The sequence below is a fragment of the Candidatus Limnocylindrales bacterium genome (genome assembly GCA_035559535.1).
In the GTDB taxonomy this organism is placed as follows: domain Bacteria; phylum Moduliflexota; class Moduliflexia; order Moduliflexales; family JAUQPW01; genus JAUQPW01.
In genome coordinates this window covers 136,431-149,890 of the sequence record DATMBG010000021.1, presented here as the reverse complement: position 1 = coordinate 149,890, position 13,460 = coordinate 136,431, and the positions used below count along the sequence as shown (strand labels likewise).

Annotated in this window: 11 protein-coding genes; all 11 read left to right on the top strand. The window is 44.8% G+C overall.

Annotation, left to right across the window (positions count from 1 at the left end):
- Nucleotides 1–35: 35 nt before the first annotated feature.
- The 11 genes from VNM22_06505 (at nt 36) to VNM22_06455 (ending at nt 13,413) form a co-directional block, all read left to right on the top strand.
- Complete coding sequence (locus VNM22_06505; GenBank protein ID HWP46797.1) at nt 36–1,403, top strand: glycosyltransferase family 39 protein; 1,368 nt, start codon at nt 36–38, stop codon at nt 1,401–1,403.
- A 1-nt stretch (nt 1,404) separates the two neighbouring features.
- The gene (locus VNM22_06500) at nt 1,405–2,487 is read left to right on the top strand and encodes a glycosyltransferase family 4 protein (GenBank protein HWP46796.1); all 1,083 of its coding nucleotides are present in this window, start codon (nt 1,405–1,407) and stop codon (nt 2,485–2,487) included.
- Between the two features lie 18 nt (nt 2,488–2,505).
- A complete protein-coding gene (locus VNM22_06495; protein HWP46795.1) occupies nt 2,506–4,251 on the top strand; it encodes a hypothetical protein in 1,746 nt (581 codons plus the stop codon).
- 84 nt (nt 4,252–4,335) lie between these two features.
- Entirely contained in the window at nt 4,336–5,421 is a 1,086-nt protein-coding gene (locus VNM22_06490; GenBank protein HWP46794.1) for a Gfo/Idh/MocA family oxidoreductase, read from the top strand.
- Nucleotides 5,422–5,533: 112 nt separating this feature from the next.
- Nucleotides 5,534–6,262, top strand: a complete 729-nt coding sequence (locus tag VNM22_06485) for a glycosyltransferase (GenBank protein ID HWP46793.1) — start codon at nt 5,534–5,536, stop codon at nt 6,260–6,262.
- A gap of 43 nt (nt 6,263–6,305) precedes the next feature.
- The gene (locus tag VNM22_06480; protein ID HWP46792.1) at nt 6,306–7,532 is read left to right on the top strand and encodes a DegT/DnrJ/EryC1/StrS family aminotransferase; all 1,227 of its coding nucleotides are present in this window, start codon (nt 6,306–6,308) and stop codon (nt 7,530–7,532) included.
- A 3-nt stretch (nt 7,533–7,535) separates the two neighbouring features.
- Nucleotides 7,536–8,168 (top strand): acyltransferase, encoded by a 633-nt coding sequence (locus tag VNM22_06475; protein ID HWP46791.1) that lies wholly within the window; start codon nt 7,536–7,538, stop codon nt 8,166–8,168.
- 335 nt (nt 8,169–8,503) lie between these two features.
- On the top strand, nt 8,504–9,661 hold the full coding sequence (wecB, locus tag VNM22_06470; protein ID HWP46790.1) for a UDP-N-acetylglucosamine 2-epimerase (non-hydrolyzing): 1,158 nt from the start codon (nt 8,504–8,506) through the stop codon (nt 9,659–9,661).
- A 43-nt stretch (nt 9,662–9,704) separates the two neighbouring features.
- The gene (gene asnB / locus VNM22_06465; GenBank protein ID HWP46789.1) at nt 9,705–11,591 is read left to right on the top strand and encodes an asparagine synthase (glutamine-hydrolyzing); all 1,887 of its coding nucleotides are present in this window, start codon (nt 9,705–9,707) and stop codon (nt 11,589–11,591) included.
- Between the two features lie 57 nt (nt 11,592–11,648).
- The gene (locus tag VNM22_06460) at nt 11,649–12,650 is read left to right on the top strand and encodes a polysaccharide deacetylase family protein (GenBank protein HWP46788.1); all 1,002 of its coding nucleotides are present in this window, start codon (nt 11,649–11,651) and stop codon (nt 12,648–12,650) included.
- The gene (locus VNM22_06455; GenBank protein HWP46787.1) at nt 12,640–13,413 is read left to right on the top strand and encodes a formyl transferase; all 774 of its coding nucleotides are present in this window, start codon (nt 12,640–12,642) and stop codon (nt 13,411–13,413) included. The genes VNM22_06460 and VNM22_06455 overlap by 11 nt, the downstream gene beginning before the upstream one ends.
- The last annotated feature ends 47 nt before the right edge of the window (nt 13,414–13,460 follow it).

Genomic DNA, 13,460 nt, shown 5'->3' with positions numbered 1-13,460 from the left:
GAAAAAACCCTCACAGGCTAAGAACTCTCATATCTATGCTTTCGACACGAACTCTCCAGGTTTTTTTACATATTCTTGTGCTTATTGCCATCGCTTTTATCCCGGGGGTGGGACTGGCTTTTGGTACCGTCGATGAGATATTTCCGGCACTGATGGCATTGTCGGTATGTATGATATTTCTCTGGTTGTTCTTGCGTTTTCGTAGCCTGCCCCTTGAAGATCGTAAGTGGCTTCTCTATCTGAGTTTCATTGCCCTGTTCATTCGGGTATTGGTAGCCTTTGCTATCTTTTATGGACCGATCGATCGGGATCTCTTCGGTGAGGATCAAGGCGGTTACGATCACATGCCGTTTTTCCTGGTTCGTTACTGGCAGGGGATCAGCCCTAAGCCTGCTTTTCTTTTTGAAGGGCGGTCCGCCGACCGGATTGGCTACTATCTGTTTCTGGCACTTCAGTATTATATTTTCGGTCCCTCCCTGTTGGTCCCTCGAATATTTAATTGCCTGGCCGGGGCTCTGACCATCGTTTATGCCTATCGTCTCGGACTTCATGTTTTTGGGCGTATAGAAGGTAGGGTTACTGCTATGTGGGTAACCTTCTTTCCCTCTCTGGTATTATGGTCTGTCTTAAACTTACGGGATATCTGGCTGACTTTAAGCATCCTCGTGATTGTATGGCATACCTTACTCCTTCGCGAGCGATTATCCATGGCTTCCTTTGCCACCCTTCTTGGTGTTATGATAGGGCTTCAGTATGTTCGGCCTTATCTTCTCGTGATAATGGCGGTTACCGTACTGAGTGTATTTGTTTTATCCCACTCAAAAAATCTGGGACGTGGTCTGTTTCTCGGAATCGGCTTCTCGGTCTTGTTACTCTTGCTATACTACCAATTCGATATAGGTAAACAAGGTCTCGAATTTATAGACCTTGAGAAGATTGAGAAGTTCCGCCAGGGTATAGCCAGTGTATACTCTGGAAAATCGGGTTATTATGGGGATATAGACCTGAGTAATCCCCTTGGGCTTATTACTTTTATTCCCATTGGGTTGGTTTATTTCCTCTTCTCTCCGTTTCCCTGGGAAATAAGAGGTTTCAGGCAGGTGATTACACTACCGGAAATGCTGACCTGGTATTTAACCATCCCCTTTATCTGGCGGATAGTGAAGCAGGCATTAAAGCAAGGGGCCAGGAAAAATCTGGCTTTATTATTACCCCTCATCATTATTAGCTTTGTCTACACCTTGGGATCCGCAAATATAGGTCTTGCTTATCGTTATCGTTCCCAGGTGATTATTCTCTATCTGGTCTTTACGGCTGCAGGTTATGTCCAGTGGCGTCTGCGCAGGTATAAACGAAAACGACCTCTGATGCGATTTACCTTGCCCATCAAACGGTCTGCTTGAAATGAAAATACTCTGCGTATTACCCTATGCTTTAAATCTCGTACCGGGACAACGGTATCGTATAGAGCAATGGCTTCCTTATCTTCGGGATGCAGGGATAAGTTCGGAGATGTTACCTTTGCTGACCCCGGAAGAACAGCGGCTCCTTTACTCCCGGGTTTCTCCCATAAAGAAAATGAAGATAGTGGGGATGAGTCTGGTGCGGGCTTTATGCCATCTCCCACGCCCCGGACAGTATAATGCCATCTGGCTCTCCCGTACAGCCCTGGTAGCAGGACCTCCCCTTGTGGAGTGGCTGTTGGTTCGTAGGGGTATTCCCCTGATCTATGATTTTGATGATGCGATCTGGATCCCGGATACCATGGAGGTAAACCGTCGCTGGAGTGTCTTGAAGTGCCCGGGGAAGACGGCTCAGTTGTGTCGAATGGCATCCATCGTCATTGCCGGAAATGAGTGGTTGGCAAACTATGCGCGTATCTACAATAGAAATGTTTGGGTGGTACCCAGCACCGTAGATACCGAACGATATCTGCCCGGGAATCTTACTCCTCGAAAGGGGCCTGTAGTCATAGGCTGGAGTGGTAGCCCTTCCACCATCCGACACCTTCATATTATCTCGGGAGCATTACGACGGGTAGCCGCTGCTACCTCTGTAGAACTCCGGGTAATGGGGGGAGATTTCCAGTTATCGGGAGTACCCCTCTTGCTACGACGCTGGTCCCCGGAAACCGAAATAAAAGAGCTTCAAGGCTTTGATATAGGCATTATGCCGTTGCCTGATGAGCCCTGGAGTTATGGCAAGTGTGGGATGAAAGCATTGCTTTACATGTCTGTTGGGATTCCCGTTGTAGCCTCTCCCATTGGCGTGAATTCTACCATCATCCAGGATGGGAAAAATGGATTTCTGGCTGCAAAGGAAGACGAGTGGGTAGAGAAATTACTTGCTTTGATTCGGGATCCTGAGCTTCGCCGCTCCATGGGTCAGGCCGGACGTACCACCGTAGAAACCGAATATTCCCTTCAGGTACAGGCTCCTCGGGTTTTAAGTATCCTGAAAACTGTGACTGGATCGGCCTCTGGATAGTTTTAAGAACAGGTGATTATGCTTAGATCTGCAGAAGTGGCAGGCTTAAATAATCTGACAGGTATTGCCCCCCGAAGTCAATGGATTGTTTTTTTGAGTATTTCAACTATTGCCCTGCTGGTAATAACTTTCTCCATGGTTATGAACCAGCAGTTTTATAAGACCCACCTGTCTTTCAGTGATGGAATGGGGATCTATTTTTCAGTTGGTAGAACTATTCAGATAGCAAAAACACAGGGAACTCTCCAGGCTTTAAACTTCGCGGTTAACTCCAGCATGTATATCTTACACCAGATTATGGCGGCTCTTTTAGGACCCCTTCTGAACCTTAGCATGTCGGTTGGCCCCTTATTCAATGGGATATGGTATTTAGCCATGTCTGTGAGTTTAGGTTTGTTATTTTGGGATAGAACTCATTCTATAGTGTTATCCATCCTATTATCTATACCTCCAATGATTTATATCTCCCCTGTAGCTACGGCTTATGAAGGCTTAACAAACATGAATGTAGACTTTCTAAGCTACGTTCTAAGTGTCAGTACCATCTGTTACTTACTGCTCAGCGATAACTTAAGTAAAAGTTGGGCAACTATTCTGGCCGGAGTGTTCTGGGGACTATTAGTTTTAGGACGGATACCTACGGCTATTTTATTAGGGATCATGGTTATGCCCCTATTTATCAAGGGACTCATCTATCATTCAACGCGTTCTGTGGTATTTCGAGGTTTATTAATATTGGGAACAACCGTTTTAATGGTAAGTGGCTGGTGGTTGATCTTCTCCCTATACGAGTTCATAAAATTCTTTTTCTTCTGGTATGGTCATCCTCTCGGATCGATGGGTAACCTGTCGCCTGCCCGTTTACCCTTTTTATGGAAAGGTTTCATAAGAGAATTAATTGGAAACAATATTCCTTATATAGGAATGACCCTTTGGCTTTCCTGGATTCCGGGGTCTGTTATTATAAAAGGAGTCAATGGGATCTCCTTACTGAAGCAGCTAAATTGGATTTATATCTGGATGGGTATAAGTCCTCTCTTGATTCTTATGCTTCTGCATACGGAAAATCTTCCTTATGCCTTTCCTGCTTATATGGGATTTTATCTAACTCTTCTTTTTCCCTTCAAACAAAACCCTAGGGAGAGAAGCATTCTACAAAGTAAATCCTATCGGATGGGACTTATGCTGATGATCATAATTGCAAGTTTTTGGTTTGTAATAACCATGTATAAACAGCATACTACACCGTCTTTCAGCAAACAAACCACCTTGCAAATTACTCAATCCATTCTTGATGACATTTACCATCAGCAAGCTGATAAAGACAAACAGGAATTTCAGATATCTATAACCTATTGGGGAACTCTTAACCGTTATTCGCTTGCCAATGTATTTCTGTTTGATAAAAATCAATCTGTCAGGATGATAGGGAAGCAATCTGAGTCTAACCTTTTCAAACCATCAAGACCTCCCATCCTCCATATCCACTCAGCTGTGGCATGGTTAGATGCCAGCGACTCGGATGAAACGCATAAGGCATATCTCAATAAGATAGTAGAGGAAGTGGAAAACCAATCAGATTATGTTATCATCTTAAGTCGGGAAAGTTGGAATCCTAAAGGTTCTTATCCATTCTCTCAGTTCTGGTCCCAGTGGGTAAAGCTGAGCGAACAATTGCTTAATTCAAATCGGTTTCATACCTTAACTCTACCGCTGAGGATCACCGATTCCGAATGGGTCGTCGTTCTGGCACGTTCATTTTAAAATAATTAATTTTGGAACACTTTTTATCTCCTAAAGTTTAAGAAGCACTGTAATCCTGCAATTTTATCTTTGGAGGGAATTAATATGTCCGTTCATGAACCTATAAGGATTGCCGTAATAGGTTGTGGTCGCATCGCACAGACCCATTTGCAAGCCTGTCAAGAAGCTTCCATGCTAGAGTTAGTCGCCGTATGTGATATAAATAATGTTGTAGCTCAAAGTGTAAAAGAGGCTTTCGGCTGTCGAAAGGCTTACGACGACTACCGCAAGATGTTAGAATCCGAGAAATTGGATGCGGTTATTATTTGTACACCTCCGTCTTCCCATGTTACCATCGCCTGTGATGCCATCGGGTATGGATTACATGTCCTCTGTGAGAAACCCTTTGCCACAAGACTTGAAGATGCTTTAAAGATGGTTGCGTATGCTGAAAAACAAGACAGGCTTATCATGATGGCATCCAAGTTCCGATTTAGTGAAGATGTTATCAAAGCACGGGGGATCATCCAATCGGGGATTCTGGGTAATATTATCCTTTATGAGAACGTATTTTGTAGTAAGGTAAATATGGCAGGTCGATGGAATGCCATGCGCGAAATATCCGGAGGTGGGGTTCTGATTGATAACGGTAGCCATGCTGTAGACATTGCTCGATTCCTTGTCGGGCCTATCGTTTCAGTCCAAACTCAACACGGCATACAGGTTCAACCTATTGAAGTTGAAGATACAAGTCGCTTTTACTTTCAAACGGAATCCGGTGTATTAGGAATTATAGATCTGAGCTGGAGTATTTATAAGGATTCTGATACCTATATTGGTGTTTACGGTACTGAAGGTACCCTAAGCATAGGATGGCAAGAGTCTAAATATCGGCAGAGTGAGAAATTAAATTGGGTCAGGTTTGGGAAAGGTTACGACAAACAAAAGGCCTTCACACGACAATTACAGCACTTTGTTAATTGCCTGCTGCACCACGAAATACCCATCATTACTCCACAGGATGCTGTCGAATCCGTAAGAGTAATCGATGCTGCCTATGAATCGGCGAGGTTTAACAAATGGCTGGATATAGGTAACAGGAATGACTCCCCTGGGCAGAACTTGCAGAGTCTGGTTCTTTTACCCAAAATAGAAGTTACAAATTTTAATCAACTGGTAGGAAATACCTGAAAAGTGTGCCAGACATAACAAACCTTTATATTCCTGCAAAAGGAACTCTATTCTAAACCCTGTCAACTTTGATTATTCATTTTAGTAGAAAGTTCAGGGAAGCCTTCCTTTTATGAGGATTCATATTTTATTACCGGCTTACAACGAACAAGAAGCGTTACCCAGATTATTGGAGCGAATTAAGGTAGCTGCATCTACATGGAACCAGGATTGGTGTGTAGTTGTACTGGATGATGGGAGTAATGATGCAACGGCGGAATGTGCCCGGCAATTCAGTGGAGATATGAAGATCGATATAATAAAGCACCCAACAAATCGTGGATTGGCAGCCGCTTTCCGTACCGGAATCACTCATATCTGTTCATATGCGGCCCCCGAGGATGTGTTAATCACCCTGGATGCCGATAACACCCATGATCCTGGCCTTATAGGGGAGATGTTAAGGTGTTTTTATGAAGGTGTAGATATTGTACTTGCTTCACGTTTTGTACCCGGTGGCGGAGAGAGTGGAATACCCCTGGTACGTCGTATTCTTAGCCATAGTGCACGATGGGTTATTAAACTGTTGTTTCCTATTCCTGAAGTCCGAGAGTACTCCTGTAGTTTTCGTGGAGTGCGGGTTGCACTCTATCAGCGTGCCCTGGCAACTTATGGTGAAGACTTCATTCAATCAACTACCTTTGCCGTAACACCTGAAATTTTGTTGAAACTCAGCCGTTTTTATCCACGTATTGTTGAGGTACCTCTGGTATTACGTTATGACCAAAAGGTTGGTGCAAGTAAGATGCGTGTTTGGCGTAATATTCTGGGTTATTTACAGCTCATTTGGAACTGCTGGTAAAAAGACTAACGGTTCTGGATAAATATTTAAGGAGGATTAAACGGTGTCTGAAACCCAACGGAAAATGGTTTTACCATCCGAAGCAAATGCAACCGGTCGGACATTTGATAATGAGGAGATCGAACTTTTAATTAAAACAATCCGTTCTGGAACATTAAACTGTACACGAGGTACCATGGTCTTGCAGCTAGAAAAAGAATTCGCCCGTGTTTACGGAGTTAAGAATTGTATTGCCGTTACTTCAGGAACAGCGGCTCTGCACTGTGCTATTGCTGCAACTAACCTGGAACCGGGCGATGAAGTTATCACAACCCCTATCACGGATATGGGTGCTATAACACCCATCCTCTATCAAACAGGAGTTCCTGTATTTGCGGATGTAGATCCTTACACATATAACATTACAGCCGATACTATCGAAAAAAAAATTACACGACGAACTAAAGCGATTATTGTTACACACTTGTTTGGCAATCCTTGCGATATGCAGCCGATTCTTGATTTGGCGAACAAACATGGAATTCTTGTTATTGAAGATGCGGCTCAGGCCTTCTTTGCAACGTACCGGGGTCAACGGGTTGGTACCCTGGGATCTATAGGCTGTTTCAGTCTTCAACAAACAAAACATATGACTGCGGGGGAAGGGGGGTTGGTTATTACAAATAATCCTCAACTTGCACGCCATATTCGCCTGTTTCATGATAAGGCCTGGGGCTACGGGGATCCAAAGCCCGATCATTATTTCCTGGCCTTAAATTATAGAATGACCGAGCTACAAGGAGCGGTGGCACTGGCCCAATTAAAAAAAGTTCAAACTGTTGTGGAACGTCGCCAAATAATGGCCCAGAAGTTTACTGATCTGATAAGTACCTTGAAAGGCATACAAACACCAAAAATTACTAAAGGCGCAACCCATGTATATTGGAAATATGTTTTGCGAGTGGATGAAAAGGCTACAGGTATCGACGTAGGTGAACTTGCCACACGATTACGCACCCGTTATGATATTTTTTCTGCTCCCCGCTATATCGCGAAACCTGCATTTCAATGTGAGGTTCTCAGGGAGGCTAAAACCTTTGGTAATAGTGGCTTTCCATTGCGGAATAACCCGTTTCGAAAAGATGATCCCCCTATTCACTACCGCGTGGAGGATTATCCGGGTACGATGGATGCATTAGCCCATATGTTGGTTCTGCCCTGGAATGAACTTTACACCGACAGGCACATTGAGTATATAGCCGAAGCTATTAAAGATTGTCTGTATAATTAACCTATGACCGACCCGCGCTTCCCCAATGTTCGCATTCATCCAACTGCTTTAATCGAAGAAGGGGTTCAAATAGGAGAGGGTTCTGTTATCTGGGATAATGTTCATATTCGGCGTGGAACCCGGATAGGGAAGAAGTGTATTGTTGGTGAAAAAACATACATTGCCTATGCTGTGCAAATCGGTAACCTTGTTAAACTAAATGCCGGGGTTTATATCTGTACTGCGGTAACCATTGAAGATGGTGTGATGATCTCTGCCCATACTGTTTTTACCAATGATAAGTTTCCTCGAGCCATCCTACCCGATTTTAGCGATCTGATGCCTTCAGAACCAACCGATGAAACGCTGCAGACGATAGTTCGACGGGGGGTAACAATAGGAGCAAATGCCACAATTGGTCCCGGCATAGAACTTGGCGAGTTTGCAATGATCGGGATGGGTAGTGTGGTAACCAGGAGCATTCCTGCTTATGCCTTAGCCTTTGGCTCTCCTGCTCGTGTGCATGGGTATGTCAGTGCTTGTGGTTATCCACTGGGTAATACGGATCTACTCTCTGTTAAAGAGGTAGTACATTGTAAACGGTGTGGAAAAGGTTATAGGCTTATAAACGGCATCCTTTCTCCTTTGCCTTCATAGTAAGGTTATCTTTTGGAGAGGTTTTTAGTTAATCTGATAGTCCAATAGAATTAATGCGCTGTTATCTTAATTTTGACCTCATAGGGTTACTTTTACTCTCCAACTCCCCTCACCCCCATCCCCCCCTAGCCCCCCAATCCCCCCTCTCCGTAGGGGCGGGAGGCCTCCCGCCCCTACCCAGGAGAGGAGGACCGGGGGTGAGGGGAGAGGGACCGGGGGTGAAGGCCACTTAAAAGTCAAGCAAAACTAAGTAAACAGTGTATTAAGTCCCCCTTATTGAATCCTGCCAGGTCTAAGTAGGGGCATGGCGCGCCGTGCCCTTACTGTCTTGCGCAATGAAAGTTCTTTCCGTCATAGGAACCCGTCCAGAGGCAATTAAAATGGCACCCATTATTAAAGCACTGGGCCAGCATGCGGATCGTATCCGTACTAAAGTAGTGGTTACCGCCCAGCATCGAGAAATGATGGATCAGGTCTTGTATCTTTTTAATATCAAGCCGGAATATGATTTGAATATCATGATGGATAATCAAACTCCGACGCAAGTAGCCTCTGCTATTCTTTCTCGTTTGGAACCAATTTTGAAGCACGAACAACCCGACTGGGTGTTGGTTCAGGGAGATACGACCACAACGCTGGCTGCTTCTCTTGCAGCTTTTTACGCTAAAGTGGGTGTAGGGCATGTGGAAGCCGGATTGCGAACATACAATAAGTGGCAGCCTTTTCCAGAGGAAGTTAACCGTAATATTACCACTCTTATAGCTGATAAACATTTTGCGCCCACAGAAATAGCACGTCAAAATTTACTGAAAGAACATGTAAAGCCGGAAACTATATGGGTTACCGGCAATTCTGTTATTGATGCCCTTCAATGGATTGCAAAACTCCCCCTGGAGGATGAACTGATAAATAAGATATTACCCCAGAATCCAGATATACGCGTAGTACTGCTCACAGTCCATCGACGTGAGAATTTCGGTCGAGGTATCGAAACTATCTGTCAGGCAGTAAGACAAATTTGTCTCCGCTATGGAGATGCCATCCGGATTGTCTACCCTGTACATCCCAATCCGAATGTCCAGGAACCTGTAAAGCAATTACTGGGAAATTTATCGCAAGTGAAGCTAACCCCTCCTTTAACCTATCGATCCTTGATTCAGGTTATGGCACATTCTTATTTGATTCTAACCGACTCTGGAGGAATTCAAGAGGAAGCCCCAGGCCTGGGAAAACCGGTACTGGTATTACGAGAAGTCACAGAACGGCCAGAAGCCGTTATGGCAGGAGCTGCTTACCTTGTAGGAACAGATGCTTCTAAGATCCTGGATACCTTTATTCATTTATGGGAAAACACATTTGCTTATCAACAAATGGCGCAAGCTATCAATCCCTATGGGGATGGACGGGCTGCAGAACGTATTATAAAAATTTTACTCAATGAACCCGTCGAAGAATTCTCCGATCAACCCAGACATCTCATGTCAATGGGGTAGCCTTCTAAATAAATCTTAGAGTGTGAACTTTTAGTTTGGGTCTATGTGTGGAATTGCTGGAATTCTTTCCGATACGGCTAAAAACTTAGCGTACCAGATCTGGCCCATGTTGGAGGCCCAACATCACCGGGGTCCCGACGATTGGGGGATATGGTCCGATGAAATATGTGCGCTGGGTCATCGTCGATTGTCGATTATCGATCGCACTTTAGCCGGACGTCAACCCCTTTCTAATGAGGAGGGTACCTGCTGGGTTACTTTCAACGGAGAAATTTATAACTTTCAGAGACTTCGACAAGAACTAGAGGGATTGGGTCACAGCTTCCGTACCCAGACAGATACGGAGGTTATCGTTCATGCCTATGAACAGTGGGGTACGGCTTGTGTTGAGCGATTTCGTGGGATGTTTGCTTTTGGCCTCTGGGATCAGCGCCGACGTCGACTCTTCCTGGCACGGGATCGCATCGGTAAGAAACCACTCTGCTACACCCAGATCGGTAACTCTTTTCTTTTCGCCTCTGAACTTCAGGGCCTGCTCGCCAATCCCCTTGTTCCCCGTGAGGTAGACTTTACTGCCATCGATGCTTATCTTTCTTGGGGATACATTCCGGTCCCTAAAACCGCTTTCCGCAATGTTTACAAACTTCCGCCTGCACATAGGTTGACGCTGGAAGCGACCCCTTCGGGTTTCCAGATTCAGGTTGAACGGTATTGGTCCCTAACCTATCTTCCAAAGTTGCCCCTGGGTGAAGAGGAAGCTGCAGAAGCCCTACGCGAGAAACTTACGGAGGCCGTGCAGTTAAGGCTAAGGAGCGATGTGCCTTTAGGTGCTTTCCTTTCCGGCGGCATCGATTCCAGTATCGTAGTCGGATTAATGGCAAAACTATCCCATCGCCCGGTAAAGACCTTTTCCATTGGCTTTGAAGAAATTAATTATAATGAACTGGCTTATGCTCGTTGCGTGGCCCAACGATGGAATACGGATCATCATGAATTCATAGTTAAATCGGATATCTTCCCCATTCTCCCAAAACTGGCACGCCATCACGGCGAACCCCACGCCGATGAAGCCTCCGTTCCAACTTTCTATCTGTCCCAGATGACCCAAACCTATGTCACGGTTGCCCTTAACGGAGACGGTGGAGACGAAAACTTCGCAGGCTATGCACGTTACCGGGGGAATCAAATAGCCCATTGGATCCACAGGATTCCAGGAGGTGGACGGACTCTCAAGCTTTTAACCCCTATCCTTCCGGATTCACCAGATCCTAAAAGCCCTCTGCGGCGACTACAACGCTTTTTAACCGGAATCCATCCTTCTATAACAGAACGATATAGCCGTTGGGTGGGCTACTTCAGCGAAATGGAGAAAGATAGACTTTATAAGGGGGATTTACGTGAACTACTCACCAAAAGACGACCGGAAGCCTGGCTGGAATCGCTGTTTGAAGAAGTCAAGGATCTGGATCCGGTAGAGGCTTCCATGGCTGTAGATGTGCAGTCTTACCTGCCGTTTGCCCTGCTGGTAAAAGTGGATATCACCTCCATGGCTAATGGCCTGGAGGTAAGATCCCCTTTTCTCGACCATGAAGTGATGGAATTTGTGGCAAAACTCCCCTCCCAGATGAAGTTACGGGGAAGAACCCCTAAATATTTGCTTAAGGTTGCCTTTAAAGATATACTCCCTACCGAAATTTCCCGAAGACGTAAAATGGGTTTTGGGGTTCCGGTGGGAGAATGGTTCCGAGGCCCATTACGCCAATGGCTCTCAGATACCCTTTTATCACAACGAAGTTTCATCGGTGAGTGTTTTAAACTCCAGGAGATTAACCACCTCCTCACCCAACACCTGGATCGTCAGGTAGATCACTCCCTTAAACTGTGGAATTTACTGATGCTGGAATTGTGGTATCGAGAACTCCCGACCTGATAATCCCATCGCCCTCTTACCCCTTCGCTTGTTTCCATGTAGAAGCGATATCGTTCCATGAACAAACCAAACGGTATTTTTGTTATTTCGTTGGATTTTGAACTCTATTGGGGCGTGCGGGATAGAAAAACCCTGGAAAGTTATAAAGAAAATCTTTTAGGGGTTCGTTCCGTAATACCTCGCCTTTTAGAATTATTTGAGGAGTATAGTATCCATGCCACATGGGCAACGGTTGGGTTTTTATTTTTTGAAAATCGGGATGAGTTACTTCGAGGACTCCCTGTTAAAAAACCAGCCTACGTAAACAGTAAACTCTGTCCTTATGAAGAGATTCATCAGATTGGTTGGAATGAAGAAGAAGATCCTTTTCATTATGCACCTTCGTGGATAAGACTTATCTCCTCTTTTCCTTATCAAGAAATCGGAAGTCATACTTTTTCTCACTATTACTGTTTAGAACAGGGTCAGGATATCGAAGCATTTAAAGATGATTTAAGCGCCGCGATAAAAGCTGCCGGGAACTATAGCCTCGAACTTAAAAGTCTGGTTTTTCCCCGAAATCAATTTAACGGTGAGTATCTCTCCGTCTGTAAGGAAATGGGTATAAAAGCTTATAGAGGAAACGAAAATTCCTGGATATATAGACCCAGAAGTCGGGAGGAGGAATCCCTGTTAAGAAGAGTCCTTCGGTTCATAGATGCCTACGTTAATATCTCCGGGCACAATTCTTATTCCATGGGTACACTGGGATCTACCCTTCCCTGTAACATTCCTTCAAGCCGTTTTCTTCGACCTTACTCGCACAGATTGAAAGTTTTAGAACCCCTTCGATTACGGCGAATTTTATCCGACCTGACGTATGCGGCCAGAAGGAGGTGGATTTACCATTTGTGGTGGCATCCCCATAATTTTGGAATCCACTTAGAAGAAAATCTGTCTTTTCTCAGGAAAATATTGGATCATTTTTTAAGTCTTAAAGAAGCGTACGGGATGGAAAGCCTCAACATGGGAGAACTGGCCCAACGTCGTCTGGACGATTCCCTGGCTTATGAAAACTAATACCCTTGTTATGTTGGCAGGTCCTGGAAAACCAACCCATATCCTTTATCACGCCCTCAAAAACGATTTCCCTATAGAAACCGTCGTCCTGGAGGAGCCGGTTCCCAGGACCGAATTTTTAAGGAGGCGGATTCAGAGGCTCGGTTTTTTTAAAGTGCTGGGACAAATTCTTTTTCAGATAGGAATGGTTCCTTACCTTCGCATGATCTCACAGAAACGTATTCTGGAGCTGATGGAGGAATTCAAGTTGAATGATGAACCTATCCATGAGGTTAAAATAACCCGCGTAAGATCGGTCAATTCCGATGAAACCCTGGGCATTTTGAAAGAAGTCCACCCATCGGTTGTGGTTATCAGCGGGACCCGTATTATTTCAGATAAAGTCCTTAATTGTGTTCCTTCTAAATTCCTTAATATCCATGCGGGTATTACCCCTCTCTACAGAGGGGTCCATGGAGCTTATTGGGCCTTAGTTGAAAACAACCCAAAGGCCTGTGGGGTTACCGTTCATCTGGTTGATACAGGTATAGATACTGGAAAGATACTTGAACAGCAGGTTGTGGAGCCAACCGAAAAAGATAATTTTGTCACCTATCCTTTGCTTCAACTGGCCACAGGTATTCCCCTTTTAAAAAAAGCAATCCAGGAAGTATTTGAAAATCGAATTGAAATTAAACCCTACCCGGAAGGAAGATCCAGGTTGTGGAGTCACCCTACCCTGGCGGAATACCTGAGGTACAGAATTTACCGGGGAGTTAAATAACTTCAACAAAACTAATTAAACCCCTTAGAAGTCCGATTGATATCCCC

What these genes read in the sequence shown, in the direction of transcription:
- VNM22_06505 (HWP46797.1), top strand. Translation starts at nt 36, where the DNA reads ATGCTTTCGACACGAACTCTCCAGGTTTTTTTACATATTCTTGTGCTT.
- VNM22_06500 (HWP46796.1), top strand. Translation starts at nt 1,405, where the DNA reads ATGAAAATACTCTGCGTATTACCCTATGCTTTAAATCTCGTACCGGGA.
- VNM22_06495 (HWP46795.1), top strand. Translation starts at nt 2,506, where the DNA reads ATGCTTAGATCTGCAGAAGTGGCAGGCTTAAATAATCTGACAGGTATT.
- VNM22_06490 (HWP46794.1), top strand. Translation starts at nt 4,336, where the DNA reads ATGTCCGTTCATGAACCTATAAGGATTGCCGTAATAGGTTGTGGTCGC.
- VNM22_06485 (HWP46793.1), top strand. Translation starts at nt 5,534, where the DNA reads ATGAGGATTCATATTTTATTACCGGCTTACAACGAACAAGAAGCGTTA.
- VNM22_06475 (HWP46791.1), top strand. Translation starts at nt 7,536, where the DNA reads ATGACCGACCCGCGCTTCCCCAATGTTCGCATTCATCCAACTGCTTTA.
- wecB (HWP46790.1), top strand. Translation starts at nt 8,504, where the DNA reads ATGAAAGTTCTTTCCGTCATAGGAACCCGTCCAGAGGCAATTAAAATG.
- asnB (HWP46789.1), top strand. Translation starts at nt 9,705, where the DNA reads ATGTGTGGAATTGCTGGAATTCTTTCCGATACGGCTAAAAACTTAGCG.
- VNM22_06460 (HWP46788.1), top strand. Translation starts at nt 11,649, where the DNA reads ATGAACAAACCAAACGGTATTTTTGTTATTTCGTTGGATTTTGAACTC.
- VNM22_06455 (HWP46787.1), top strand. Translation starts at nt 12,640, where the DNA reads ATGAAAACTAATACCCTTGTTATGTTGGCAGGTCCTGGAAAACCAACC.